Origin of the sequence: Methylocella sp. (assembly GCA_037200525.1) — a bacterium.
Taxonomy (GTDB): domain Bacteria; phylum Pseudomonadota; class Alphaproteobacteria; order Rhizobiales; family Beijerinckiaceae; genus Methylocapsa.
Genome location: JBBCGG010000001.1, coordinates 3,517,897 through 3,542,179 on the forward strand (window position 1 = coordinate 3,517,897; position 24,283 = coordinate 3,542,179).

The following is a 24,283-nucleotide window of genomic DNA, read 5'->3' on the forward strand; positions in this document are numbered from 1 at the left end:
ATGCCCCATGCCGGTAGCGGGCCGCAATATCCGCCGTTGGACAAAGGGGATCACATGAAACATCTCATCGTCGTCGCTCACCCTACCGAAGACAGCTTCACCATGGGGTTGGCGCACGCCTATGCCGCAGAATTGGAGAGGCTCGGGCACAATCAAAGGACATACGATCTCTACCGCATGGGGTTCAATCCCGTTCTTGCGGCGCACGAGCTTGCGCCTGTCGGCGCCGACCATCCAGTTAGCGCTGATGTGGCCCTGGCTCAGAATGAGATTCGCGCAGCGGATGTCCTTACCGTCATCTACCCGCTTTGGTGGATGTCGATGCCAGCGATGATGAAAGGGTATATCGACAGGGTCTTCGCTCGTGGCTTCGCCTATGAATCCAACAACGGCGTCGTGCGCGGACTTCTTTCCGGAAAGAAATCCGTTCTGATCACTATTTCGGGGGCGCCGCTTCCGCTGCTGGTCGAGAGCGGCAAGTGGGATGCCGTCGAGGTTCTGCAAGACACGCATATTTTCCGCTCGGCGGGTTTCGATCTGCTCGAGCATTTGCATTTCGACGAGGTTGCGCCGCACCTCCCGAATGCAATTGCCGAACGGCACATGGAGCGCGTTCAATCGTGCGCACGGCAGCATTTCCCGCGGCGTCAGACCTCTTCACGGGAACCAGACGTTGTTCCCTAGCGCAGTCGGATTTAATCCGAGGATGCGGCCGGCGCGCACGTCGCAACGTCGGCTTTAAGAAGGTGCAGGTCCGTACCGAACGGCAATTCCGACCGCGTCCGGGTTTGTTCATGGAGCGTCGGCAAAACGCGTTGCGGTAGAGTATTGGTCCGTGATCTGACCGCCTTTTGACGCCGATCAAAGCGAGCGGTGAGGCCGCGGGTTAACCTCCAAGCCGATTTAGTGGATGCGCATTCTTGGTGGAGAAGGATTAATGACCTACGCGACTTTGATGGTGCACTTAGAGGTTGGCCGTTCGAACGCTGGACTTTTGAAACTCACGGCTGATCTTGCAGAGCAATTTCGCGCCAGCGTGATCGGCATCGCGGCGCGCCAGCCCATGCAGATCATATATGCTGACGCCTATGTCTCAGGAAGTCTCATCGACTGGGATCGCAAGGAAATCGAAAAAGAGATCAAGACGGCCGAGTTGGAGTTTCGAAATGCGCTGCAGAGTCGTGTCGCCGATCTAGAATGGCGTTCGACAGTGACGATTGAGCCCCTCACAGGCTATCTGGCGCGTGAAGCGCGTGGCGCAGATTTAGTTATTACAGGCGTGGACCAAGGCGGCTCATTGTTCGACCCCACTAAAAGCGTAAACATAAGCGACTTCGTCATGGACGCCGGACGGCCGGTTCTCGTCGCGCCCATCGCTGCGGAAGAGCTGAAATTGGATAAGGCCATAATTGCTTGGAAGGACAGCTGCGAAACGCGGCGCGCCATTTCCAGCGCCCTGCCGTTGCTCAAGAAAATCGCTCACGTTACCGTCCTCGAGATTGCCAGCGAGGAAGAACTCGATGCCGCTCGCGCTGGTCTCAAGGATGTCGTTGGCTGGCTCAGGCGGCACAACGTCATGGCGGATTCGCTCGCAGCGCCTTCAACCGGCGACACCGCGATCCAGCTTGCCGCTATTATTGAGGAGCAGGCCACTGACATCGTCATCGCGGGCGCCTATGGACATAGCCGTCTGCGCGAATGGATCCTCGGCGGCGTGACTCGCGATCTTCTGCTGCGTCCGAAGCGATGCTCGCTCATATCGCACTGACGGCGACGAGAATGCGGAGCTGGAGAGCGCAATGTACGCAATTGTGCTGAAAAAATTGCGCGGTCCGTTCAAATAAAGACGACGCGCTATCCCCTGGACCGGGCCAATCAGGCGTTTGCTGATTTCCGGACGGGCCGGTTCGTGGGCGCGATGGTTTCGACGCCTTGAGCGATGATCCGACCCGACTGGGCGTCGACGACCCACAACGCTGTGGTTGACCCTCGCAAGCGAGGCTATGCAGCCAAATGTTCGCCGCCGTCCACGGGAATAACCGTACCCGTGATCCGGCGAGCCGCATCGCTGACCAAGAATGCCGCTAAATTGCCGACATCCTGAATCTCGACCAGGTGATGCTCTGGCGCACGCGCCGCAGCGGCTTCGAGCAATTCGTCGAAGCGGTCGATTCCGCTCGCGGCGCGCGTCCGAATCGGACCTGGCGAAATTGCATGAGCGCGAATCCCCCTCGCTCCCAGCTCCGACGCAACATAGCGCATGCTGCTTTCTAACGCCGCTTTAACTGGGCCCATGAGATTATAGTGCTCAACCACGCGGCCTGAGCCATAGAAAGTCACGGCGAGGAGGCAGCCGCCATTCGGCATCAATGGTTCTGCAAGACGAGCCATGCGAATGAAAGAATGACAAGAGACGTTCATCGCAATGTCGAAACCTTCGACGGAACAGTCCGTCACTCGCCCATGCAGGTCCTCCCGCGGCGCGAAAGCTATGGAATGCAGCAGGAAGTCGAGACCGCCCCAGCCCGACTGGATCCGATCGAACACTCCTTCTAGCTGACCGGGAACCTGGACATCGCACGGCAACACGAGTTCGCACCCAAGCCGATCGGTAACGCTGCGCACGAAAGGTTCGGCCTTGACGTTCAAATAGGTTGCGGCGAGACGCGCTCCGGCTCGTGCAAAAACCTCGGCGCAGCCGGTTGCGATGCTATGTTCGTTGGCGATGCCGACGACGAGGCCGCGCTTACCGCGAAGATCGACGAGAGGCGGCGCATCCGCCGCTTGCTGAGTATCAGCCATCAGTGAATCCTTTTCAGCTAGAGATTTTTCCTGCGACGAGCTGCGCGGAACACTCATCGTCGCCACAACTGGCGGACGCCGGCGGTCTAATCGCATCGAGGGTGTGGCGGGCGATCATTGCTTCTTCATCGGTCGGAATCACTCGGACAGCGACGCTGCTCGAAGGCGTGCTGATGATCGCGGCGTTCCTGGCGTTCGCGTCGCAATCGAGCTTCACGCCGAGCCAGCCGAGCCGCGCGCAAACCATGGCGCGAATTGCCGGCGCGTTCTCGCCGATGCCGGCGGTGAAGACGAGACCGTCGAGCCCATTGAGAGAGCTTGTCAGCGCGCCGATCTCTCGCGCGATGCGGAAAACGAAGAGTTCAATCGCGTCCCTCGCACGGGGATCGGCGCTCGAAAGGAGGATGCGCATGTCGCTGGCGATGCCGCCGGAAACGCCGAGTAGGCCTGATCGGCGATAAAGCAGGTCCTCGATCTGCTTAGCGGTCAGTCCACGCTCCTCCTCCAAATAGAGGACGACGCCGGGATCGAGATTTCCGCAGCGCGTGCCCATCATCAAGCCGTCGAGAGCGGTGAACCCCATTGTAGTGTCGACGCTGCAGCCCCGGCGCATGGCGCACAGGCTTGCGCCATTGCCGAGATGGGCGGCGATAATGCGACCCTCGGCCAGGTCGGGCGCGAGACCGCGCAAGCGCCCGGCGATATATTCATAGGAGAGGCCGTGGAAGCCATAGCGGCGTACGCCCGACGCTTCATATTCGGGCGGCAGCGCAAATCGCGTCGCGACCGCCGGCATCACGTGATGAAAAGCAGTGTCGAAACAGGCAATCTGCGGCAGCATCGGGCGGACGGCGGCGATCGCCCGGATCGGGGCGATATTGTGGGGCTCGTGCAAGGGCGCAAGCGGCGTAAGGCGATCCAGGGCAGCCAAAAGTTCTGGCGTCGCCCGCTCCGGCCTATTGTGATCGGGCCCGCCATGGACCACGCGATGACCGACGCCGATGAGTTTGTCTGCGCCGAGATGAGCCTCCGCCCATCCGACCACGTGCTCTACGAGCGACCGGTAGGTCTTGTTCGGGTCGGACCAGCTCCGCTCATCAAGCAGGGCGGTCGCCACATCGCACGCAACGAAACGAGGCGCCGAGCCGATCCCCTCAACCTCGCCATGCGACGCGAGCCTTAGGGAGTTCGAGCCCTCGACTTCGAAAAGCGAAAACTTGATGCTGGACGAACCCCCATTGAGCGTTAGAATCGTGTCCGCCAAAGCTAAACTCCCACAGCGAGCTGCGGCGCGCCAGCCCGCGCGCGGGCAATCAGCACAGCAACGGCGCAGGACGCCATGCGCGTTCGCTCGCCATCAGCGCGACTCGTTAGAATGATGGGTACGCGCGCGCCGAGCACGACGCCGGCGGCGTCGGCTCCCGCGAGGAAGATGAGTTGCTTGGCCAACATATTGCCGGCTTCGAGGTCGGGCGCGACGAGTATATCGGCCCGTCCAGCGACCTCCGAGACGATTCCTTTCGCGGCCGCCGCCGCCGGACTCACCGCATTGTCGAAGGCAAGGGGCCCGTCCACCAGCCCCCCCGTTATCTGTCCGCGATCGGCCATTTTACAGAGCGCCGCTGCGTCGAGCGTCGAGCGCAGCTTTGGACTGACGGTCTCGACCGCAGAGAGCACGGCGACGCGGGGCGTCTCAATGCCCATGACAAGGGCGAGATCGATGGCGTTCTGCACAATGTCTCGCTTCTGCTCGAGATCGGGGGCGATGTTCACCGCGGCGTCGGTCAGCAGCAGGGGCCGCAGATAGCTTGGCGCGTCCATCAGATAGACATGGCTCAACCTGCGGCCGGTGTGCAGTCCGCTGTCCGGGGCCAGCACGGCGTGAAGCAATTCATCTGTGTGAAGCGAGCCCTTCATCAAAAGCGCCGCCTCGCCATTCTTCACAAGCGCAACGGCCGTCGCAGCAGAGGCCTCGCTGTGAGGCGCGTCGACAAGCCGGAACGCTGAGATATCAATCTTTGCGGCCTCCGCCGCTTTGAGGATCTTCGCCTTTGGCCCAACCAGGATCGGCGCGATGAGACCAGCCCGCGCCGCTTCAACCGCTGCGCCAAGCGCGTTAGCGTCGCAGGGATGAGCGACCGCGGTCGTCAGGGGCTCGCCGCCGGCTGCGTCGGCCAGAAGGGTGCGGAAGCGTTCATGGCGGCTGAGCTGAACGCCCGGCAGTTCGACTCTTGGACGCCGCACCTTTTCCCTTGGCGCCCGCACATAGGCCGTACCGCTGATCACAAGTTCGCCATTCTGATTGGCGCAACGGCAATCTAAGACCAGATTTCCTTTGTCCGGGTGCTTTTCCGTCACTCTCAGAGTCGCAGTGATTTTATCGCCTATGCTGACGGGATGGAGGAAGCGCAGATCCTGCCCGAGATAGATCGTTCCGGGGCCGGGCAATTTGGTGCCAAGGACGGCGGAGATTAGACCGGCTTCCAATATTCCTTGCGCGATAATCTTGTGGAACATATCGGTCTCTGCATAGGCCGGGTCCATATGCGCAGGGTTAACGTCGCCCGAGACAATGGCGAAGAGCTCGATATCCTGTCGAGTCATGGTGCGCGATAGGCTAGCGCTGTCGCCGACGGCAATCTCGTCGAAGGTTCGATTTTCGATCATATCATCTGAAGCAGCAAGCTTGATGGCGTCCAAGATGGTTTTCCTCTCGCTCAGCTTTCACGCACATAGGCGCCAGGCGCATCCGCAATAGCTCCGTAGCCTTTATCGGCTGGCGCGAGAGGCGGCGGCGGAATCGGCGCGCTGGAACGGGCGTCGAGCCATGCCGTCCATTTGGGCCACCACGAGCCTTCCTGAGCCGCCGCAGACGCCATCCATTCGTCCGGCGCCAGGTAGGCGGCATGCGCCGCCCGATGTTCCAGGCGGTAATGCCGATGTGGATGGCCCGGCTCGCTTACAATGCCGGCATTGTGGCCGCCCGAGGTGAGGACAAAAGTGATGTCGCCCTGATCCAGGAGGTGAATCTTATAGACCGAACGCCAGGGCGCGACGTGATCCGTCTCAGTGCTCACGGCGAAGATCGGTGCGACAATTTCGTGAATGGCGATAGGCCGTCCGTCGACCAGATACCGGCCCTCCGCCAGATCATTGTGGAGGAACATCCGGCGTAGATATTCGGAATGCATGCAAAACGGCATTCGCGTTGCGTCGGCGTTCCAGGCCATCAGATCGTAGGATTGCTCCCGTTCGCCGAGAAGATATGTCTTGATCAGTCGCGACCATATAAGTTCGTTCGATCGCAGCATCTGAAATGCGCCCGCCATCTGAGTGCTGTCGAGATAGCCCTGCCGCCACATGACGTCGTCGAGCAGCGCCAGTTCGCTTTCGTCGGTAAAGAGCTGAAGTTCGCCGGCTTCGGTAAAATCGGTCTGCGCAGCGAGCAATGTCACTGTGGCGAGGCGTTCGTCGCCGTCGCGTCCCATCGCCGCCGCGGCGATGGAAAGCAGCGTGCCGCCCAGGCAATAGCCACACGCATGCACCTTGGCGTCGCTGCAAATCGCGGTGACGGCGTCGAGCGCAGCCATCACCCCAAGGCGCCGATAATCATCGAGCGTAATATCGCTCAGATCAGATTTGGGATTGCGCCAAGAAATGCAAAATACGGTGTAACCCTGCGAGACCAAATAGCGGATCAGCGAGTTATTCGGCGACAGATCGAGAATGTAGTATTTCATGATCCACGCTGGGACGATGAGAATCGGCTCCGGACGGACGCGCTCCGTGGTCGGAGTGTATTGGATCAGCTCAATCAGTTTATTGCGCAGCACCACTTTGCCCGGCGTGACGGCGACATCCTCGCCGACGACGAAACCCTTGATTTCATCGAGCGGCTGGCCGCTAGCGGCCCGTTGAAGGTCTTCTGCGTAATTCCGCCAGCCCTTTATAAAGTTCCATCCGCCCTGCGCCGTGGTCGCGCTCAAGACCTCAGGATTTGTCAAAGCAAAGTTCGACGGCGAGAACGCATCCAAAGCCTGGCGGGCTCCAAACGAGACCACGTCGCCGTGCGATTTCGCTACTCCCGACGGTCCGAGGGCAGCCTCCCGCCACCATTCTTCAGTAAGCAAAAACGCCTGACTGATCATATTGAAGGGCGGTCGCGACCAGGCCACGTCTTGAAAGCGGTGATCTCCGGGCACGGGCGTGGTCCAGCGTTTTGGCGCGAGCAACCGCGCCCATTGGCGACCCGCCTCCTCCGCCAGTTGAAGCTGACGACCCGGCGCGTTAGCCAGATGAAACGCCCAATCGAGATAAGCGAGCGTCAAGGATATAAGGGACAGTGATCCGGTGACGCGCGCCTGACGCGCATGGAGGAGCCGGTCAATCGGGTCCGATGTCGGAATCATCTTTGAAATCGGCAACGCCGCAGCTGCCGCAGGGTCCGAACTGGATTTTTCCTGTATGGCGTCCCCCCGCGAATCCTGCAGCCTTGGCTCTTCATTTGCCGGCTCCTCATTCACCAAGCCGAAGGGGGGGCGCGTCTTTGCGGAAAAGGAATTCGCCATGTAACGCTCCTAAAAAGATTGACCTTCACAAAACTGTCTTGCGCTACGGCTCGCAAGAATGCCGCTTCTTGCTAACGACCATATCCAACAGCCTTCAGGCTAACTTTGATTGGGATCAATTCAGATGGCGATGGCGCGGCCGCGCAAAATAATTGATGGAGGTCAAACACTATTGCGGCGGAATGTGCTCCAATTCTGTCTAGGTTGGGGGCATTTAGCAATCATCTCGCGCTGTGCTTGCCGGTCCAGCGCCTGAAGAGCTTTCATCGACAGCAGCGATTGGCAAGCCGCACCGCTCGGCGAGCGGCTCAAAAAGAGCGAGCTGATCGCCACGGCGACGCTGTTAACCCGCGCCGCCGGACTGGAGAGGGGCATACCTCGACTATTGTGAATAAAAGCAGCGATGGATCAGCCTGTTCAAGGCGCTACGCCATCGACGCATCTCAACCTCAATATAGCGTACGCCATCTCGGCATAATCGATGTTTATCTTCCCGTAACAGCAACAACGGATCGATTTGCGCCCGACTTCGTTACCCACGCCTATTCCGGAGACGTCAGCATGCCTTTCACCGCACACGATGCCGACCTAAAGGCCTGCGATCTGGAACTGCTTGATCGGTATTGGCGCGCCGCCAATTATCTGTCGGTAGGTCAGATATACCTGCTCGACAACGCGCTTCTACGCGAGCCGCTGCGGCCTGAACACATCAAGCCGCGGCTGCTTGGACATTGGGGAACCACGCCCGGACTCAATTTCGTCTATGCCCATCTCAACCGCGCCATCCGCGCGCGCGATCTCAATATCATCTATGTCTGCGGCCCCGGCCACGGCGGCCCAGGCATGGTCGCGAACACCTATCTTGAGGGCGCTTACAGCGAAATCTATCCCGATATCGGCCGCGATGCCGACGGCCTTCAAAAGCTGTTTCGCCAGTTTTCGTTTCCCGGCGGGATTCCGAGCCATGCTGCTCCGGAAACGCCGGGTTCGATCAACGAGGGCGGCGAACTCGGCTACGCGCTGGTGCATGCCTATGGCGCCGCATTCGACAATCCCGATCTGATCTGCGCCTGCGTTGTCGGCGACGGCGAGGCCGAAACCGGTCCCCTCGCCGCCTCCTGGCATTCCAACAAATTCCTGAATCCGGCGCATGACGGCGCCGTACTGCCGATACTGCATCTCAACGGCTACAAGATCGCCAATCCGACGGTGCTCGGCCGGATGGGCGACGACGAGGTGCGAAATCTGTTTCTCGGCTATGGCCACGACCCGCTGTTCGTCGAGGGAGACGATCCCGCCGCGATGCACCGCCTGATGGCGGCGACGCTGGACGCCGCATTCGACAAGATCGGCGCCATTCAGAAAGCGGCCCGAGACGGACGCACGACGAGCGAGCGCCCAAAATGGCCTATGATCGTGCTGCGAAGTCCCAAAGGCTGGACCGGTCCTAAAGAAGTCGATGGCTTGAAAGTCGAGGGCTTCTGGCGCGCCCATCAGGTGCCGATCGCCAACCCTCGCGGCAATCCAGAGCATCTGCAATTGCTCGAACATTGGATGCGAAGCTACCAGCCGGAAAATCTTTTCGATGAGAACGGCCGACTGCGCGACGACCTGCAGGCGCTCGCGCCAGCCGGCGAGCGGCGAATGGGCGCCAATCCACATGCCAATGGCGGATTGCTGAAGCGCGAACTCAAATTACCGGATTTCCACGCCTATGCCGTGAAGGCGCCGAGCCCTGGCGGCGTCGAAGCCGAAGCCACGCGCGTCATGGGGCAATTCCTCCGCGAGGTCGTATCGCTGAATGCCGAGGCGCGAAATTTCCGCATCATGGGACCGGACGAGACCGCGTCGAACCGGCTCGACGCAGTGTTCGACGTTACCGAGCGGGTCTGGATGGAGCGCATCCAATCCTACGACGTCCATCTCGCCCAGGACGGCCGCGTGATGGAGGTGCTGAGCGAGCATCTCTGCCAGGGCTGGCTCGAGGGATATCTGCTGACCGGCCGGCACGGTTTCTTCTCCTGCTATGAGGCATTTGTTCACATCGTGGATTCGATGTTCAACCAGCACGCCAAGTGGTTGAAGGTTTCGCGTGGCCTGCCCTGGCGGCGCCCGATCGCCTCGCTCAACATTCTGCTGACCTCGCATGTTTGGCGCCAGGACCATAACGGCTTCAGCCACCAGGATCCCGGCTTCGTCGACCTTGTCGTCAACAAGAAGGCCGATATCGTCCGCGTGTATTTTCCGCCCGACGCCAATACCCTGCTCTGGATCACCGACCATTGCCTGCGGACCTACGACCGCATCAACGTGATCGTTGCCGGCAAAGCCTTCGCCACAATGGCTGACCATGCAGCAGGCCGCGACGCATTGCGATGCCGGCATCGGCATCTGGACATGGGCGGGCACCGAAATCGAAGGCTCCGAACCGGACGTGGTGATGGCCTGCGCCGGGGACGTGCCGACGCTTGAAACGCTCGCCGCTGTGGACCTTTTACGAAAGGCGTTTCCCGATCTGAAGATTCGCGTCGTCAACGTCGTCGATTTGATGACGTTGCAGCCCAGAGACCAGCATCCGCACGGCCTTAGCGATCGCGATTTCGATGGCGTGTTTACATGCGACAAGCCTGTGATTTTTGCCTTTCACGGCTATCCGCACCTGATCCATCGCCTGACCTACAATCGCACGAACCATTCCGGAATGCACGTTCGCGGTTTTGAGGAGGAAGGCACGACTGGCCTGCCCCCATGGGGTGATCCAGTTTGAATGTTAGTGCATTGTCGGCCCTGGCGCTATTGCTGGCGTGGCGGGCGAAGCTGGTCCGGATTGCGAAGCCGGCCATTGCAGGGTCTCCGGGGCTGGCGGCTTGTAGCCCAGCGATGAGTGCGGGCGCACGGTGTTGTAGTGGCGTCGCCATCGCTCAATGACGACCTTCGCCTCCTTGAGAGTGTAGAAGATTTCACCATTCAAAAGCTCGTCGCGCAGCTTCGAGTTGAAGCTCTCGCAATAGCCGTTCTCCCAGGGACTGCCCGGCATGATGTAGGCGGTCTTCGCGCCGACGGCGGCAATCCAGTCACGCAACGCCTTGGCGATGAACTCCGGGCCGTTGTCGGAACGAATGTGGATCGGAACCCCTCGCAAGATGAAGAGGTCCGAGAGAACGTCGATGACGTCCGCTGCCTTCAGCTGCCGGTTAATCCTGATCGCGATGCATTCGCGGGTAAATTCGTCGATGATATTCAGCATGCGATATTTCCTGCCATCATGAGTGCGGTCCTCGACGAAGTCATAGGACCAGACGTGGTTGGGGCATTGCGGGCGCAGCCGGACGCACGAGCCGTCATTGAGCCAGAGACGCCCGCGCTTGGGTTGTCTGGCCGGAACTTTCAGCCCCTCGCGTCGCCAGATCCGCTCGACCCGTTTGACGTTGACCTTCCAGCCTCGCTCCCACAACATCGCCGTGATGCGGCGGTAGCCATAGCGGCCGTACTGGATGGCGAGCGCCGTGATGTCGGCGATCAATGCCGCTTCGTCATCGGGCTTGGTCGGAACCTTGCGCTGCGTGGAGCGATGCTGACCGAGAACCCGGCAAGCGAACCGCTCGGAAACGCCATGTTCGGCGATCACATGCTCCACGCAGGCGCGACGACGCGCGGAGCTCAGAAGTTTCCCGAGGCAGCCTCTTTCAGGATCAGCTTCTCAAGCGTCAAATCGGACACCGCTCGACGGAGCCGCGTATTCTCCGCCTCCAGCTCCTTCAGCCGCTTCACCTGATCGCCCTTCAGGCCGCCGTATTCCGACCGCCATCGATAGTATGTAACTTCCGTCACCCCTATCGAGCGGATCGCCTCCGCGACCGGTCGCCCTTGCGCGCTAAGCACTTCGACTTGCCGTAGCTTCGCGACGATCTCTTCCGCCTTGTGTCTTTTCCTCGGCATTGCGCAGTCCTCCATCAGGCTCATAAGCCCATACTTCACGGAGGATCACTTTTCAGGGGGCAGACCACCGCAGCGATGCAAAGCATGTCTATCCATAGTCCGCGAGCGGCTGATGAAACCGCCCGCAATGCAGAATCCGACAACCAGTCCGACCAATAAAATTTGCTCCAGGTCGTGCCGCTCATGCGGATAAATTCCTCACGGCGTTGCTGGCGAGGTCAGCGAATAGGCGCACGGTTCCGGTGGCGCCCTGGCGTTGTTTGAGAACGCTGACCTCGAGCACATTCTTGACGCGATCGAGCTCCATTTCCTGTTCGAGGGTGCGGTTTCCCATGCGCTCCAAATAATAAGAGTCCCGGTAGGCGCTCATCACGACGTCGGCGTTTTGCTCGATCTCCCCGGACTCGCGGAGGTCGGAAAGCATCGGTCTCTTGTCCGGGCGCTTCTCGCACTCGCGCGAAAGCTGGGACAACATCATGACATGCGTATCGGTTTCTCGGGCCACCGAATGGAGCCCGGCGCTGATCTCGCCGATTTCGCGAACGCGATCGCCTCGATACCGGCTCGACGCGCCGACAAGCCCTATGTGATCCACGACCACGAGAGCGAGATCCAGATCTCTGTCTTTATGGTAGGTGATCGCGCGGCGGACGCGCGCGGCGATTTGGGACACCGATAATCCGGTCTGCTGCTCGATGATGAACGGCAGCCTGTCCAAGACCGAATAAGCGTATTCGATCCGATCGACTTCGTTGGCCGAAACCCTCCCCGTCGCAATCCGGGTATATTGAACGGCCGCACCATTATCGAAGACCACGGAAGCGAGCGCGCGTTGAGCCAGAAGAAGAGACCCCATCTCGAGAGAGATGTAAAAGACCGCCTTTCCCGACACGGCGACATTGCGCGCGATTTCCAAGGCGAGCGCAGTCTTGCCCATTGACGGACGCCCGGCGACCACGGACCCCGCGCCACGCTCCAGGCCGCCGATCATAGCGTCAAGATCTGAAAGCCCCGTCTTGAGCCCTCGCGATGGTTTTCCCTCCTTGGCATCAACACAAGCGACGAAAGCATCCCGCGCCGACTCGCCGATGGATATGCGGCGCATGCTGCGCGGGATGCCAAGCGAAGCGATACCGTCGAGCTCGGAAACCATTTCGGATGCGATGGCGGACGGTTTTTCGCCGGCTTGGGCGGTGTAGGATCGATCGATGAAATTAGTCGCCGTCTCGATAAGCTTCCGCCGCATAGCCAGGTCGAATATCGTCTGGGCATAATCTGGCGCCGTGATGATCGCCACCGCTTCGGCGCAGAGACGCGCGAGGTATTGGTGGCATGTCATCTCTTCCCCGAGCGTGAAATCGGCGACGAAGGCCTTGATGGTTGATGGTGACGCGGTGCGCCCGTCGCCGATCAGTCGCTCGGCGGCATCGAATATCCGGCGATGGATTTCCTCATAGAAATGCTCGGCCTTGACGATTTCGGAAACGCGGTGGAACGCCTCGTTATTCAACATCACCGCGCCGAGCAACGCCTGCTCGCACTCGATAGAGTGCGGCAAATCCGGTATTTTGACAGGGCCATTCAAGCGCGGCCTCCGTTGTCTTGGCGAATGCCCATGGCCCCGATGATTTCAAAAAACCGATCAATAGATCCGGCTCTTTCCACAAGGGCCATGGCCGCGACGCCTATCTCCCTCCATTCGGCGTCGGCGTCTGGGAACAGCCGATCTCGATTAAGACCACGGTCTTGAATGGCCTTCGAATTAGGCATAAATCTCTGGTCAGCCATTTCGCACCTCTAATGCGTGGTGGTCAGAGGCTGGATCGAGCGCGCAACCGCTCTCCAGCCTCGATTGGACACTGACTGCGGACATCGCGCTCATTGCTCAGCCCCGCCATTCCCTGCCGCGGCCGCGCGCGCGTCCTGCCGCCGGCGAATTTCCGTCAGATATTTCCGCAGCTCGTCGAAGCGCTCGATCAGCAGGGTGTGTTCGCTATCCCGCATGCCGCAGTGTTTTGCGCCGGCGTGGTTCAAGGCTTTGTCGCCGAGAACCAGCGTGCTTAGGTGATAGCGGGCCTCTGTCCGGACGGGATCGGTCATGGCTTCTTCCTCAGCCAATCGACCGTTGGCGCGCTCGTGTGCCCGAGTTCCCAAATGAACCATGCGAAGTCGCTTTTGCCGCCACCCGGCGCGATCCCGGCCTCGATAACCGGACCCGGCGGCATGCTCGGGCGCGGCGTCAGGATCAGCACCTTCGCTAGCGGCGTGCTCGCCAGCCAGCGAGAACGCTCATCTCCGTGCAGCCAAAGCGTGGGAAGGAGCAGCGCGACCTTGTTCGTCGCGACCTTCAGAGCCTTTTCAGCAAACTCTCTCGTGATCCCGAAAGGCGGGTTGGAAATGATCGTCGATATCGGTTCGAGTGGCCACCACTCAAGAAAATCGTGCACTTCGAGGCAGAATTCAGACCGCTTTACTTTATCGTGGCCGAAGGCCCCATAACCAGCGTCGATCGCCGATGACACGATGCGGCCTAGGCCGCAGGCTGGGTCAAGAATGAAGTCTTCGAACTCCTCAACCTGAAATAGGCGTTCAGAGCACCATCTAGGTTCGACGTAAAAATCATCAGGGTGACGATCCCAAATATGCGCCTTCAGCTCGCGCTGATTTGTTTCGATGTTCATTCGGCGCTCCGTAGATATTTAAGCGGCCATGTGCGGGGCTCGTCGCAGCCATCGAAAATGACCCAAGCGAAATCTTCAATGCTTGACAGAACGCGGCCGCGAGCTGGCAGGCACATGCCAATCGTGCGCACGAATGAGCCGTCATAAATCTCCTTAGTCGAATGGAGATTGGCCTCTAAGCTCCGATGCGCTTCAGCAAGCTGCTCCCGCAAAGATCTAATTTCGCCTGATAGAAGATCCCGATCCGAGCGGATTTTCTGCAACGACAGATCAAAACTATCGATTGGCCCGTTTAGAATGCCCAGCGCAGCCGAAGTTGGGACGAACGGACTCATGTTCGCTCCAGAAATTTAATCCTTGGTAGGCCGGGGACTCTGTAGACGCCCTGGCCGCCGGCGAGGTCGTCGTGACAAGCTGGGGGCGGACCAGCCAACGCAGACCGCGAAGGGACCGGGTCACCTAAGAGCAAGGCCGTGAGGCTTACCGCCTCTCTCGGTCCCCGCGCGCGGAAATAGCGCTCGGCATGCTCTTCGATTGTCAGGAATGGATTTTCGGCTTTCAGCCGGGTTTCGCGGTTACTCGCTCTCACTTTAACACCTCCGTAACGCGTATGCCGAAATAGAGCTCAGCGGCGCGTTTTCGTAGGCGATACGCCGGGTCTCCGGCCGTTCCGCCTTTGCCCCGGCCCTTAACGTCCTCTATGACCCGATCGACGACGCCGCGGCGGAAGTAGCCAAAGTCGGCGGTGTAGGTGCAGAACTTCACGCCATTGATCATGATGTCGAACGCGGGTTGGCATTCGAGATGGGTGATCTCGCCGACGCGCTCCATCTGCTTCAGGATGGCGTAGCGCCGGGCCTCCCGCTTGGAAGAAAAGACGAGTCCATCAACCGTGCGCTCGGTAACCGGCGAGACGCCGAAGCGACCTCTCTTCGCCGGCGCGGCGAGAGCGCGATATTGGACGGAGGAGATTGTGTTTCCGGCGTCGCTCATCGCTTCGCCTCATCGATCATGGCCTGCCAGACGCCGTCTATATTGTTAAGCTGACTGCCAAGATCGTTAACGTCGAAATCTGCGGCGTCGTATCCTGCCCTCTCCATGGCATCGGTAGGCTCGCCCATCTCATCAAGGACTGCTAGGCTCAGGACCTATTAAATTTGCCTGAGATGTGATTCCTGGTCTCCGCATGGGGAGGCTGGGATGAGTGATTTGTTTTTGTTGGGCGAGCGGCAGATGGCGCGGCTTGCGCCGCATTTTCCTCTGTCGCATGGCGTTCCGCGGGTTGACGACCGTCGGGTGGTCAGCGGAATCGTCTATGTGATCCGCAACGGCCTGCAATGGAAAGATGCGCCCAAGGATTACGGGCCGCACAAGACGCTTTACAATCGCTTCATCCGCTGGAGCCGGCTCGGCGTCTTCGACCGCATATTCGCCGCGCTCGCTGGCGAAGGTCCAAAGCCCGAGCGCATCATGATCGACGCCACGCATCTGAAGGCGCATCGCACAGCGGCGAGCCTGCTCAAAAAGGGGCTCTTCCCCGCCGTATCGGGCGCACGAAAGGCGGACTGAACTCGAAGCTCCACGTCGTTTGCGACGGCGCCGGCAAGCCCCTCGTCATGTTGCTCTCGGAGGGCCAGATGAGCGACCACAAGGGCGCGCGGCTGATGCTCAAGGCTTTACCGCCCGCTTCAATGTTGATCGCCGACAGGGGCTACGACAGCAACTGGTTCCGCGCCGCGCTGAAGGCCAGGGGCGTCGAGCCCTGCATCCCGCCAACCAGAAGCCGCAAGCTTCCCATTGCCTATGACAAGACGCTCTACCGCCAGCGTCACAAAATCGAGAACATGTTCGCCAAGCTCAAGGACTGGCGGCGCATCGCAACCCGCTATGATCGATGCGCCCACACCTTCTTCTCCGCCATCTGCATCGCAGCCGCCGTCCTCTTCTATCTCAATCAATGAGTCCTGAGCCTAGGCCGATGCTCATTTCTGATGCGGTCTTGCCCCACGCCGACATTTCTGCGACGTGCTTCTGAACGGCCTTCCCGATCCGGCGCGCCATCTGGCTCATGCGCGCGACGCCGTCTGATCAAAGCCGGGCCAAAGACCATCGCCACGGCCGGCGGCGAGCATGAAGCCATCAAATTTGAACTTGTGGCGCTTGCCGACGATCGCCTGCGGGACCCCGGATTTCGAGACAATGACCAGCTCGGGATTGCCCTTGATGAAGGTCTTGACGACCGAGCATTTGCCTTGCTCACAAAGCAGAAAATAATTTTCGGCTTGCTCTTGGTCTTTGATCTCTCTTAGGTCAGACATAGCGCGACCATCCGTCTTGTGCGCGCACGGGCGCGCGGGGTGCAATCTGTATGCCAATCAGCGCATATTCAGCGCGGACTTATACAGCTCTAGAATCGCCTCAAACTCCGAGCGCTCGGAATGATCCTGGCGGCGGATGCAGACGATCTCTTTGATCGCCTTCACATCGAAGCCGCGTCCACGCGCCTCCGCGTAGACATCGCGCTTGTCGTCGTTCAGATCTTTGATCTCAGTTTCCAATCGCTCGATGCGTTCGACGAAAGCTTTCAGCTCCTCGCCGGCGACGCCTGTCTCGGCTATGTCCGCGCCAGCGGAGTTGTGACCCTTGGAAGGTTCAGGCTTCGGCATGATCCAGCCTCTCTATCCTCCAGGGCGCCACGACTCCGAGCAGCGTCATCAAAGCAACCACGCACCATTCGATGATCGAGCCGTAGACATTCCTGGCGTAATGAAATGGGTCGCTCGCGCGCGGACACTCAGCGGTCGGCATTACCGTCCTCCGTCTGCATAATCGTCTCGATCATCTCGGCTTGGTCGGCCCGTTGGCTGCCCTTCCTGATATGTGCCAGGGCCGACCGCTTCAGGCGTCGCATGATCAACCCGAGCGCCGATCGTCTCCACGCGCGCGGTAAGGGCGGTGAGCGCAGCACGTAATTCCAAAACTGTAGGTTCAAGGGTCGCTTCCTTAATCTGCTGAATGCGCGCGGCCTCCCGCGCATCTTCGTCATGTTTCAGTTTGGCGACCACGGCGCGAACTTTATCGACAGACTTGCTGTTCGGATTTTCGCTCTCCTTGTAGAAGAACGTTTTGGCCGTCCGATAGCTGACGCCTGCGATCCGACCCGCATTGGCGATCCATGATTCCTTCGTGTCGAACGCTGAGCGCTCGCCCGCAAGGAGCACGATGCCATCCTGCATCTCGGTACAAATATCGTTCACGACTCTTACTCCGTCGCCGGAAGAACTTTCCGTTTCGTTGGAAGACTTTTCCGCCACGTTGGAAACTCCTTGTGCTTCACTCCATGAAGCGAAAGGAGTTTCCTTTGGTTTACGTACGCACACAGGTGAACTCGGATCTGGCCGGCAAACCAGATTTCACGACCTTAGGCGCTGAAACGCTTACGGTCGTATCGAAGCTTCGCTCTCTCCTTTTTCCGAGGAGAGAAAACAATGAACTGGGCGCCTCTATTCAAAATCTCTCAGAGGCGCTGAAGGAAGCGAACCTCTCATTCGAAAGGGTGTCAGCCTCACTCGGAATGGACGTCGTCGTTGACGGAGCCGATGGGCGCAGACTGACGGGGCGGCCAGAGCACGATGGCGCAGAGCCCGACAAGCAGGAGAAATCCAATCAAACTGGAGATCATGTTCTGCAGCCTTTGCTTCGCGAGGGCGTTTGAAAGAAAGGGCCGGCGGCGTCGAAGCGCCAAGCCAGCGGGTGATCGGGGGAAAGACGCGGCTTCATGCGCGGAGCCTCGCTGCCCGCTTCGACCAGCGGTAGGCCGCGCGCAGCGGACACGCCGCAAGGATGATTCCGATGAAAATCAGATTGAGCAGGATCTCGACGCTATCCTCGACCGGCATAAGGATGTGTCGCGGTAGGACGGATGCCCTATCGCGGATGTCGGCTATGGGTTGACGGAGATCGAGCGCGAGGATCATGGCGCGCTCGCTAATTCAGATGGCGCTTCCCACAGATCGGGACGCAGCTGCCAACGAGGCACCTTCCCGTTCGTCACCTCGTCGATCTTCTTTGCGAGAATCGGAGCTATCGAAATCTGACGCAGAAGCATCTTGGAGATAGTCTGTTGGGCACAGTCGCAATGCCTAGCGAGCGCAGCCTGAGAGCCGACTAGCCTGATAGCTTCTTGGATCTGAGGGTGAACATCGGCTTCCATTACCCACGTGTAACCCACTTCGGCGTTACCCGCAAGTGTGTTTTACGCATTACCCTCAGGGGGGTATAAGTGCGCATGAATACTCGGCGGAAGCTCGTTCACAAAATCATCGATGAATTCCAGAAAGCCGAAGAGCTTTCGCAGCAAGGACTCGCGGATCGCGCCGGAACATCTCAAAGTGTCGTGCAGCGGATCCTCTCAGGCAAGGGAATGAAATCCCCCTACCTCTTTGATGTAGCCGCGGCCCTCGGCATTGATATTGCAGAGGTGATAGCCCAAAGCCCGAGCGCCAGGAAAAGCGCAATTATTTCAGATGGCGCTCTCCCTTTTTTAAAAGACGCGCCTAGCCAACATTTCAATTCAGTAGAGGGAAAAGAAAGAGCAAATCACCTGATTGAGGCAACATTTGATGCAACGCTTTCTGCCCTCCATGTAAGAATGACTGATGGAGCTCGTGACGAGTTATTCCAAGAAGTCCTACGAGTTCTTCTAGAGAAGCCAATTGACGTAGCCCATCTTGATCAAGAGACTCTGGATCAGATTCAAACTTCGTACGAAGCGCGTGCATTCGCAAAAATAATCTCGCGCGGATAATTCCACCATTATACATAGATATAAACCACTCTAATGACAATCGATCCGCAGTTGATAAGTATATAAGCCGTTAAGTTTATATTATTAGTTGATCAGCGTAGTGACATTCTGGCTGAAATATGCTACTTATGTAAAATAAACAGTGTAGTTGTGTTTTATGTCTAGACACCCATAAGTACACACACGATCTTGTGATCACAATTACCTTGCGGGATGGGTGCGACAATCGGCCGGAGCGTTGTCCCGGCGAAGGTCCAACAGCATGAACGAAGATGAAATTGATGCCGCTTATGCAGAAACAGCAGGGCTCAGGAAGAGATATGGCATAAAATAAACGGCGCCGGATACGATCCTTGGGGACGAAGCGCGAGTCACTAGTCGCTACAAAATGGGATTCTGGACTTTAGCCGAGGCCATTGTGATTATGGTTCCGCTGCAATTTATCTGGACCTGAAATAAGAAACTGGATCCGACCTCAGCACGCAAAAAAATAGAGGCGCGTAAGCGCATCAGGAGCAAAAGGAATGACCCCCGTACAACCGGACGAAGCAAATAATCAAAATGACAGGATACTTCATCTGGAAAATAGACTGGACAAGCTTGATGCGGTGATTGTTAGCTTGATTGGTGCTTTGGTGAAATCATACGGAGCCATAGGAACAATCGTAGCGTTAAATAAGGACTTGTCTTGGTCCAAGGAGCTAACAATGCTTCAAATCGGAATGGGGGACGCTTTGGAGCAAGCCTTTAAGCACTTCGAGAATTATGAGAGCGCTGATGAGTGACCTTAAGATAGTGGAGCTCAATAAGTACAAAAGGGAATTCGATCAACGGCTCCATGCCTTGCAATCCAGTAGCGGTGGGGGCACATTCGACGGCATGGAAACGCGTTTGGCCACTGTAGAAACCCATATCGAGCATCTGCGCGGAGACGTGACGGATCTCAAAACCGATGTTCGCGGCCTGCGATCGGATATGTGGTCGCAGTTCAGGTGGACGATCGCGCTGCTCGGCGGCCTGATCATTGGGCTCGGCGGGATCATGGCGCATGGGTTTCATTGGTTCTAAGCAACCAACCCGACTGAAGCCGGCCCTCGGAACCACGCGTCACGCTTTGCATTTACAATTGACTTTCCCATCTCCTCGGTAAACTCAGCCCGGCTTCGCGCCGGGCTTTTTTTTATGTTGCCGCGTTACAACGGCTGACGGTATTCGTCACTCCGCGGCTTAGTTTGGAATTGCGTAGGCGGACCGGGAAGAGGATCGTCCCCTGGGGGCGGCTTCGTGGTTGGGAAGCTGCCGTGTCGGTAGAAGCTGCCCTCGACTCTCGTCCAAGTACTTTGGCTGGGCCGCTGCTTGCCGCCACGCGATTCGATTCTCCATGAAAAATTCACCCGGCCCCCTCAACACCGGCCCGCTCTTGACCGCCGCGTCAGCGAAGCGCTCGAAACGCGACCATTGCTATTCGTCGTCTTTCACGGCTGATTTGTCTTTAGGATAACTCATGATGCCATATACCAGGGATGCTGGGGATGATGAGTTAGGGTCCAGACTCACAACCAGTAGCAAACGGTAGCGGCGATGCAGACTGTGGCGAGGAAGTTTAATGCGTTTCGGTCGTAGCGCGTAGCCACGCGCCTGAAGTCTTTCAGGCGGCAGAACATGCGTTCGATGGCGTTGCGGTTTCGATAGAGGAAGGGCGAGAAGCAGTTCTTCCACCTGCGATTGGCCTTGGGCGGGATATTCGGCATAGCTCCGCGCTCCTCGACCTGCCGACGGATCGCATTTGCGTCGTAGCCCTTGTCGCCATGGAGGATTTCGCAAGGAGGAAGTCGCGCGATAAGCTCCGCGCCCGCCGAGCAATCGGCGATTTGGCCGCCGGTGAGCATGAAAGACAGCGGGCGGCAGTCCGCATCGGTCAATGCGTGGATTTTGGTTGTGCGCCCGCCGCGCGAACGGCCGATGGCCTGATTCTTCTCCCCCCTTTGCCGCCACTGGCCGAGCGATGCGCCTTGACCGCCGAGGAGTCGATGAGGACCTGCGCCGGCGGCCCGCCTGCTTGCGCAAGCGCGTGGAACAGATCGATCCAAACGCCCTTAGCAGCCCAGCGAACGTAGCGATTGTAGAGAGTCTTCTTTGGCCCGTACTCCGTAAGCGCTTAGCCGAGGCCGTTCAGGCGGCGTATTTCCAGGGCATGAGGGCATCGATTTCGGCATTGGGCCAGCCGTTTGCGACGCGCTCGAGTGTCTGGGTGAGCCAGGCCTGAGGATCGATGTCGTTCATTTTTGCAGTTTGCAGCAATGTGGCTATGGATGCCCAAGTACGGCCTCCACCATCGCTGCCGGCGAAGAGTGAGTTTTTTCGTGTGATTGTTTGCGGCCGGATTGCACGCTCTACGATGTTGGAGTCGATCTCGATGCGGCCATCATTCAGGAAGCGTTCGAGCGTCGCCCGGCGTGAGATGGCGTAACGTATCGCCTCGGCGAGCTTAGACTTGCCGGAGATACGTGGGAGCGCATCTTGCCAAAGCCTGAACAGATCAGCGACGATCGCCACCGCAGTTTCTTGCCGGGCCGCAGCGCGCACTTCTGGCTCTTTGCCCCGGACGTTTTCCTCGACCTCCCATAGATGGGTCATGCGTTCAATCGTAGCCGTGGCAAGCTCGGAGCTGCCATTGACGTGCAGTTCGTAAAATCGTCTCCGGACATGGCTCCAACATCCCGCGAGCGTGACGGCGTCATTGCCGCGGTCTGGCCTCGCGAGGCGATTGTAGGCCGTATATCCGTCGACCTGCAGAATGCCCCTATAACCACCGAGATGACGGGCGACACAATCGCCAGACCGGCTATCTTCGAAGCGATAGGCAACCATCGGCGGGCCGCTGCCGCCAAAGGGGCGATCGTCTCTCGCATAGGCCCAGAGATAGGCTGTCTTTGTGCTGCCGGAACCGGGCGCCAAGGTCGGCAAGGTCGTTTCGTCGGCGAAGATTCTTTCCGCCTGTTTGATCCGGGTGAGGACGTGTTCAGAGAGGATCTCAAGTTCAAACCCGAGCCGGCCCATCCATTGGGCCATCAGGGCGCGATTGAGTTCCACCTTGTCGCGCGTGTAGATGGCCTCTTGCCGGTAAAGCGGCAGGCCATCGGCATATTTGGAAACGGCAATAAGCGCCAGGAGAGCTTCCGTCGGAACGCCGCCCTCGATGATATGGGCCGGCGCTGGAGCCTGGATGACACCATCCTCATTCTTGAATGCGTATTTAGGCCGGCGCGTGACGATGACGCGGAACTTGGCCGGCGTGACATCGAGCCGCTCGGAGACATCTTCGCCGATCAGGATCTTCTGTTTGCCTTCATTCTCGGGAAGAGTGTCCGGTTCGATGACGATTTCGAGCCGCTCGAGATGGGCGGCAAAACCTTTGCGGGGACGTGCGGCTCGTTTGGCCTTATCGGGACTGGGCCGCTTGTCGAGTTCGGCCTGGATGGCTCCGATCCCCGTTTCAATCTCGTCGAAGACGAAGGCACTCTGTTCGTCATCAAGAGCTTTCGAGCCAAGCTTCTCGGAGCGGCGCCCGAACCTTGCCCGTTCCAATGCCTTGAGGATGGAGGTCAGTCGCGCGATGCGTTCGTCGGCGCTCGCATTCAAGGCTTTGAGATCGGCAACTTCGGCTTCAAGAGCTTCCGCGCGAGCCGCTTTTTCAGTCATGGCCAACACCATGGCCTTGAGCGCATCAACGTCGTCGGGGAGCTTGGAGCCAGGCACTACCATGGGGCTCATAAGAGCACATTTTGCCCGCGATTGCCGCCCTATTGAAACGCCCGATTCACTCTGTCGCAGGCGTTTTATCCAGCAAACTCCGGCCGTTTCACTGCCACCGCGTGAACGCGTTTCCAGTCCATCCCATCGACCAGCGCCATTAACTGAGCCTGGTTGAGTTGAATCCGGCTATGCCCGATCTTCGGCCAGCAAAACTGCGCTTTCTCAAGACGTTTCGCATAAAGACAAACGCCGGATCCATCCCAAAATACAATTTTGATTCTGTCGGCCCTTTTTGCACGGAAGACGTAAAGCGCGCCATCGAATGGATCGCTGCCGCTGTCACGGACCAGGGACAGCAAACCGTCTACGCCCTTGCGAAAATCGATCGGGTGACTTGCCAGAAACACTTTGACGCCCGATGGGATCATGCCGAACGAACCGCGCGGATCACGCGCCGCAAATGTGTTTCGTCGGCCGTCGCATCCGCGCGGATGACAACGCCGCCGACAACAATTTCGATAACGCAAGGCGTGGGCTGCGTGACTTCAAGAGATGCATCCGCCGGTGGCGCTGGCAGGCTGGCCGATCCCTTACGTAAGGCCATGCGCCGCCAATCAAAAAGCTGCGCGGGACTGATGCCGATGCCTCGGGCGATCGCCGAGACATTCGCTCCAGGCACCAGAGATGCAGCTACGGCCTGTTCTTTGATCTCGTCCGACCATCGCCGCCGCAGCTGCGACGGTGCTCCCTCAAGACGATCAGGAAGCACCTCGATCATATGGAAGCTTCTATCCCTAGACCTATGCGCAGACATAGAAGTTCAAACCAGCATTTATTGCAGCTCCCGCATAAATACCTGCTCGTCAGACGCTCCGCCATATGGGTCCAGCTTGGCGCTTACCGTACTCCAGCGGCGCGTCAATCCAGCGTCCGCCAGATTTCAGCACATGAATGATCCCGCTGATCACCCGGCGATCATCGACGCGCGCCTTGCCGCGCGTGTCCGTGGGAAGATGCGGCGCGATCTTCGCGAACTGCGCGTCCGTCAGCCAGAATTGATCCCGATTCATAGTCGCTTCCTTTCGGAAGCTGTGAATCACAATCCGCCTGTCACGCCAACCATTTTATGGGTCTGGGCCCTAGATCGCATGGTTGAGACTCTGCAAGAGCCCTACCATGACTTTTGGTTCCAACTCGGCAAATTTATACATACATTCGCTCTCGCCGAAGCCGAGCTTCTACTTCTACTGAAGTATGTTAGCGGGCTATCTGGACCAAAAGCCGGGGCTCTTTTCTCAGGAGCGCGCCAAGAAGGCGCACGCGATACGATAAACAATATTCTGCAAGCGACGAAAAAGAATATTAAAAAGAAACGCCTAGAAAGACCGTTCGCGCAATTGGCCACAATTGGTACTGTTCGTAACAATTTAGTCCATTGGGGCGCAACTCATGACAGAGGAAATGGCGAAAGCTTCCTCGTTTCAAATGAGGCGCGCAAACCCCTGAAACCAAGAACCTACTCGGTAACCGTCCAGGATTTAAACGATATGTGTGATGATATCATACGCATCGTGTTTTTGATGCAATACGAGCGCGAAGCTTCGGATATTCCGCTGACACAGCGCGATGTTTTTGCGCAGAAATCATGGCTCTATACACCGCCTCAGCCGCCTCCTCCGCAGAAAGGCACGCGTCGCCGTCGTCACGCTCGCGAAGAATAGCTGCCCCCA

At 58.6% G+C, this 24,283-nt stretch carries 26 protein-coding genes and 4 pseudogenes; 10 read left to right on the forward strand and 20 right to left on the reverse strand.

The genetic code is table 11. The annotated features are described in order from the left end of the window. The first annotated feature begins 54 nt into the window (after window positions 1–54). Together WDN46_17305 and WDN46_17310 are read left to right on the forward strand one after the other, a co-directional pair. On the forward strand, window positions 55–684 hold the full coding sequence (locus WDN46_17305; GenBank protein MEJ0095105.1) for an NAD(P)H-dependent oxidoreductase: 630 nt from the start codon (window positions 55–57) through the stop codon (window positions 682–684). A 253-nt stretch (window positions 685–937) separates the two neighbouring features. Further along, complete coding sequence (locus WDN46_17310) at window positions 938–1,768, forward strand: universal stress protein (GenBank protein ID MEJ0095106.1); 831 nt, start codon at window positions 938–940, stop codon at window positions 1,766–1,768. 233 nt (window positions 1,769–2,001) lie between these two features. Here WDN46_17310 and fabI read toward each other — a convergent pair whose 3' ends face one another. From fabI to WDN46_17330, 4 genes are read right to left on the reverse strand one after another with little or no spacing between them, the layout of a single operon-like run. Beyond that, a complete protein-coding gene (fabI, locus tag WDN46_17315; protein MEJ0095107.1) occupies window positions 2,002–2,802 on the reverse strand; it encodes an enoyl-ACP reductase FabI in 801 nt (266 codons plus the stop codon). A 13-nt stretch (window positions 2,803–2,815) separates the two neighbouring features. Beyond that, a complete protein-coding gene (locus WDN46_17320) occupies window positions 2,816–4,066 on the reverse strand; it encodes an acetate/propionate family kinase (protein ID MEJ0095108.1) in 1,251 nt (416 codons plus the stop codon). Window positions 4,067–4,068: 2 nt separating this feature from the next. After that, entirely contained in the window at window positions 4,069–5,469 is a 1,401-nt protein-coding gene (locus WDN46_17325; protein MEJ0095109.1) for a bifunctional enoyl-CoA hydratase/phosphate acetyltransferase, read from the reverse strand. Window positions 5,470–5,519: 50 nt separating this feature from the next. Further along, entirely contained in the window at window positions 5,520–7,211 is a 1,692-nt protein-coding gene (locus WDN46_17330) for an alpha/beta fold hydrolase (GenBank protein MEJ0095110.1), read from the reverse strand. Window positions 7,212–7,931: 720 nt separating this feature from the next. Here WDN46_17330 and WDN46_17335 point away from each other — a divergent pair. Beyond that, window positions 7,932–10,107, forward strand: a pseudogene (locus WDN46_17335) (phosphoketolase family protein). Window positions 10,108–10,140: 33 nt separating this feature from the next. Here the strand turns inward: WDN46_17335 and WDN46_17340 are convergent. From WDN46_17340 to WDN46_17365, 6 genes are all read right to left on the reverse strand, one after another. After that, window positions 10,141–11,309, reverse strand: a protein-coding gene (locus WDN46_17340) for an IS3 family transposase (protein MEJ0095111.1) whose coding sequence is annotated in 2 segments (ribosomal slippage) — window positions 10,141–11,045 and window positions 11,045–11,309 — 1,170 coding nt in all. Because the reading frame shifts where the segments join, the coding sequence is not laid out codon by codon here. A gap of 181 nt (window positions 11,310–11,490) precedes the next feature. Next, window positions 11,491–12,894, reverse strand: coding sequence for a DnaB-like helicase C-terminal domain-containing protein (locus tag WDN46_17345; protein ID MEJ0095112.1), 1,404 nt, complete (start codon window positions 12,892–12,894; stop codon window positions 11,491–11,493). Between the two features lie 293 nt (window positions 12,895–13,187). After that, complete coding sequence (locus tag WDN46_17350) at window positions 13,188–13,409, reverse strand: hypothetical protein (GenBank protein ID MEJ0095113.1); 222 nt, start codon at window positions 13,407–13,409, stop codon at window positions 13,188–13,190. Continuing rightward, window positions 13,406–13,990 carry a hypothetical protein gene (locus WDN46_17355; GenBank protein MEJ0095114.1) on the reverse strand — a complete coding sequence of 195 codons (585 nt, stop codon included), beginning with the start codon at window positions 13,988–13,990 and terminating at the stop codon, window positions 13,406–13,408. Before WDN46_17355 ends, WDN46_17350 begins: the two co-directional genes overlap by 4 nt. Continuing rightward, window positions 13,987–14,325 (reverse strand): hypothetical protein, encoded by a 339-nt coding sequence (locus tag WDN46_17360; protein ID MEJ0095115.1) that lies wholly within the window; start codon window positions 14,323–14,325, stop codon window positions 13,987–13,989. Before WDN46_17360 ends, WDN46_17355 begins: the two co-directional genes overlap by 4 nt. Window positions 14,326–14,575: 250 nt before the next feature. Then, complete coding sequence (locus WDN46_17365; GenBank protein ID MEJ0095116.1) at window positions 14,576–14,983, reverse strand: DUF1064 domain-containing protein; 408 nt, start codon at window positions 14,981–14,983, stop codon at window positions 14,576–14,578. 240 nt (window positions 14,984–15,223) lie between these two features. On the opposite strand from WDN46_17365, the pseudogene WDN46_17370 reads away from it, so the two are divergent. Both WDN46_17370 and WDN46_17375 read left to right on the forward strand, forming a co-directional pair. Beyond that, window positions 15,224–15,361, forward strand: a pseudogene (locus tag WDN46_17370) (transposase). Beyond that, the gene (locus WDN46_17375) at window positions 15,328–15,951 is read left to right on the forward strand and encodes an IS5 family transposase (protein ID MEJ0095117.1); all 624 of its coding nucleotides are present in this window, start codon (window positions 15,328–15,330) and stop codon (window positions 15,949–15,951) included. Before WDN46_17370 ends, WDN46_17375 begins: the two are co-directional and overlap by 34 nt. 105 nt (window positions 15,952–16,056) lie before the next feature. On the opposite strand, the gene WDN46_17380 is transcribed toward WDN46_17375, so the two are convergent. The 4 genes from WDN46_17380 to WDN46_17395 are packed head-to-tail and all read right to left on the reverse strand — an operon-like array spanning window position 16,057 to window position 17,247. Then, a complete protein-coding gene (locus tag WDN46_17380; protein ID MEJ0095118.1) occupies window positions 16,057–16,308 on the reverse strand; it encodes a hypothetical protein in 252 nt (83 codons plus the stop codon). 57 nt (window positions 16,309–16,365) lie between these two features. Next, the gene (locus tag WDN46_17385; protein MEJ0095119.1) at window positions 16,366–16,656 is read right to left on the reverse strand and encodes a DUF2312 domain-containing protein; all 291 of its coding nucleotides are present in this window, start codon (window positions 16,654–16,656) and stop codon (window positions 16,366–16,368) included. Continuing rightward, window positions 16,643–16,798, reverse strand: a complete 156-nt coding sequence (locus WDN46_17390; protein MEJ0095120.1) for a hypothetical protein — start codon at window positions 16,796–16,798, stop codon at window positions 16,643–16,645. Before WDN46_17390 ends, WDN46_17385 begins: the two co-directional genes overlap by 14 nt. Next, on the reverse strand, window positions 16,798–17,247 hold the full coding sequence (locus tag WDN46_17395; GenBank protein MEJ0095121.1) for a hypothetical protein: 450 nt from the start codon (window positions 17,245–17,247) through the stop codon (window positions 16,798–16,800). The genes WDN46_17390 and WDN46_17395 overlap by 1 nt, the downstream gene beginning before the upstream one ends. A gap of 317 nt (window positions 17,248–17,564) precedes the next feature. Here WDN46_17395 and WDN46_17400 point away from each other — a divergent pair, with 317 nt between their 5' ends. After that, window positions 17,565–17,705 (forward strand): hypothetical protein, encoded by a 141-nt coding sequence (locus tag WDN46_17400; GenBank protein ID MEJ0095122.1) that lies wholly within the window; start codon window positions 17,565–17,567, stop codon window positions 17,703–17,705. Window positions 17,706–17,766: 61 nt separating this feature from the next. Here the strand turns inward: WDN46_17400 and WDN46_17405 are convergent, their stop codons facing one another. Beyond that, complete coding sequence (locus tag WDN46_17405; GenBank protein ID MEJ0095123.1) at window positions 17,767–17,967, reverse strand: hypothetical protein; 201 nt, start codon at window positions 17,965–17,967, stop codon at window positions 17,767–17,769. Between the two features lie 311 nt (window positions 17,968–18,278). Here WDN46_17405 and WDN46_17410 point away from each other — a divergent pair, with 311 nt between their 5' ends. The 3 genes from WDN46_17410 to WDN46_17420 all read left to right on the forward strand — a co-directional run bounded on the left by WDN46_17410 (window position 18,279) and on the right by WDN46_17420 (window position 19,865). Continuing rightward, window positions 18,279–18,797 (forward strand): helix-turn-helix transcriptional regulator, encoded by a 519-nt coding sequence (locus WDN46_17410; protein MEJ0095124.1) that lies wholly within the window; start codon window positions 18,279–18,281, stop codon window positions 18,795–18,797. A gap of 524 nt (window positions 18,798–19,321) precedes the next feature. After that, the gene (locus tag WDN46_17415; GenBank protein ID MEJ0095125.1) at window positions 19,322–19,582 is read left to right on the forward strand and encodes a hypothetical protein; all 261 of its coding nucleotides are present in this window, start codon (window positions 19,322–19,324) and stop codon (window positions 19,580–19,582) included. Further along, window positions 19,575–19,865: a hypothetical protein gene (locus WDN46_17420; protein ID MEJ0095126.1), complete on the forward strand. Its 291-nt coding sequence runs from the start codon at window positions 19,575–19,577 to the stop codon at window positions 19,863–19,865. Before WDN46_17415 ends, WDN46_17420 begins: the two co-directional genes overlap by 8 nt. Window positions 19,866–20,350: 485 nt before the next feature. On the opposite strand, the pseudogene WDN46_17425 reads toward WDN46_17420, so the two are convergent. The 5 genes and pseudogenes from WDN46_17425 to WDN46_17445 form a co-directional block, all read right to left on the reverse strand. After that, window positions 20,351–20,943, reverse strand: a pseudogene (locus WDN46_17425) (IS5 family transposase). 26 nt (window positions 20,944–20,969) lie between these two features. Beyond that, window positions 20,970–22,562, reverse strand: a complete 1,593-nt coding sequence (locus tag WDN46_17430; protein ID MEJ0095127.1) for an IS66 family transposase — start codon at window positions 22,560–22,562, stop codon at window positions 20,970–20,972. A 74-nt stretch (window positions 22,563–22,636) separates the two neighbouring features. Beyond that, window positions 22,637–22,981 carry an IS66 family insertion sequence element accessory protein TnpB gene (gene tnpB / locus WDN46_17435; GenBank protein MEJ0095128.1) on the reverse strand — a complete coding sequence of 115 codons (345 nt, stop codon included), beginning with the start codon at window positions 22,979–22,981 and terminating at the stop codon, window positions 22,637–22,639. Continuing rightward, window positions 22,978–23,331, reverse strand: a complete 354-nt coding sequence (locus WDN46_17440; protein MEJ0095129.1) for a transposase — start codon at window positions 23,329–23,331, stop codon at window positions 22,978–22,980. The genes tnpB and WDN46_17440 overlap by 4 nt, the downstream gene beginning before the upstream one ends. 112 nt (window positions 23,332–23,443) lie before the next feature. After that, window positions 23,444–23,623, reverse strand: a pseudogene (locus WDN46_17445) (transposase). On the opposite strand from WDN46_17445, the gene WDN46_17450 reads away from it, so the two are divergent. Continuing rightward, a complete protein-coding gene (locus tag WDN46_17450) occupies window positions 23,609–24,274 on the forward strand; it encodes a hypothetical protein (GenBank protein ID MEJ0095130.1) in 666 nt (221 codons plus the stop codon). The pseudogene WDN46_17445 and the gene WDN46_17450 overlap by 15 nt on opposite strands. The last annotated feature ends 9 nt before the right edge of the window (window positions 24,275–24,283 follow it).

What these genes read in the sequence shown, in the direction of transcription:
- WDN46_17305 (MEJ0095105.1), top strand. Translation starts at nt 55, where the DNA reads ATGAAACATCTCATCGTCGTCGCTCACCCTACCGAAGACAGCTTCACC.
- WDN46_17310 (MEJ0095106.1), top strand. Translation starts at nt 938, where the DNA reads ATGACCTACGCGACTTTGATGGTGCACTTAGAGGTTGGCCGTTCGAAC.
- fabI (MEJ0095107.1), bottom strand. Translation starts at nt 2,802, where the DNA reads ATGGCTGATACTCAGCAAGCGGCGGATGCGCCGCCTCTCGTCGATCTT.
- WDN46_17325 (MEJ0095109.1), bottom strand. Translation starts at nt 5,469, where the DNA reads ATGATCGAAAATCGAACCTTCGACGAGATTGCCGTCGGCGACAGCGCT.
- WDN46_17330 (MEJ0095110.1), bottom strand. Translation starts at nt 7,211, where the DNA reads ATGATTCCGACATCGGACCCGATTGACCGGCTCCTCCATGCGCGTCAG.
- WDN46_17350 (MEJ0095113.1), bottom strand. Translation starts at nt 13,409, where the DNA reads ATGACCGATCCCGTCCGGACAGAGGCCCGCTATCACCTAAGCACGCTG.
- WDN46_17355 (MEJ0095114.1), bottom strand. Translation starts at nt 13,990, where the DNA reads ATGAACATCGAAACAAATCAGCGCGAGCTGAAGGCGCATATTTGGGAT.
- WDN46_17360 (MEJ0095115.1), bottom strand. Translation starts at nt 14,325, where the DNA reads ATGAGTCCGTTCGTCCCAACTTCGGCTGCGCTGGGCATTCTAAACGGG.
- WDN46_17365 (MEJ0095116.1), bottom strand. Translation starts at nt 14,983, where the DNA reads ATGAGCGACGCCGGAAACACAATCTCCTCCGTCCAATATCGCGCTCTC.
- WDN46_17375 (MEJ0095117.1), top strand. Translation starts at nt 15,328, where the DNA reads ATGGAAAGATGCGCCCAAGGATTACGGGCCGCACAAGACGCTTTACAA.
- WDN46_17380 (MEJ0095118.1), bottom strand. Translation starts at nt 16,308, where the DNA reads ATGTCTGACCTAAGAGAGATCAAAGACCAAGAGCAAGCCGAAAATTAT.
- WDN46_17385 (MEJ0095119.1), bottom strand. Translation starts at nt 16,656, where the DNA reads ATGCCGAAGCCTGAACCTTCCAAGGGTCACAACTCCGCTGGCGCGGAC.
- WDN46_17390 (MEJ0095120.1), bottom strand. Translation starts at nt 16,798, where the DNA reads ATGCCGACCGCTGAGTGTCCGCGCGCGAGCGACCCATTTCATTACGCC.
- WDN46_17400 (MEJ0095122.1), top strand. Translation starts at nt 17,565, where the DNA reads ATGGACGTCGTCGTTGACGGAGCCGATGGGCGCAGACTGACGGGGCGG.
- WDN46_17405 (MEJ0095123.1), bottom strand. Translation starts at nt 17,967, where the DNA reads ATGATCCTCGCGCTCGATCTCCGTCAACCCATAGCCGACATCCGCGAT.
- WDN46_17410 (MEJ0095124.1), top strand. Translation starts at nt 18,279, where the DNA reads ATGAATACTCGGCGGAAGCTCGTTCACAAAATCATCGATGAATTCCAG.
- WDN46_17415 (MEJ0095125.1), top strand. Translation starts at nt 19,322, where the DNA reads ATGACCCCCGTACAACCGGACGAAGCAAATAATCAAAATGACAGGATA.
- WDN46_17420 (MEJ0095126.1), top strand. Translation starts at nt 19,575, where the DNA reads ATGAGTGACCTTAAGATAGTGGAGCTCAATAAGTACAAAAGGGAATTC.
- WDN46_17430 (MEJ0095127.1), bottom strand. Translation starts at nt 22,562, where the DNA reads ATGGTAGTGCCTGGCTCCAAGCTCCCCGACGACGTTGATGCGCTCAAG.
- tnpB (MEJ0095128.1), bottom strand. Translation starts at nt 22,981, where the DNA reads ATGATCCCATCGGGCGTCAAAGTGTTTCTGGCAAGTCACCCGATCGAT.
- WDN46_17440 (MEJ0095129.1), bottom strand. Translation starts at nt 23,331, where the DNA reads ATGATCGAGGTGCTTCCTGATCGTCTTGAGGGAGCACCGTCGCAGCTG.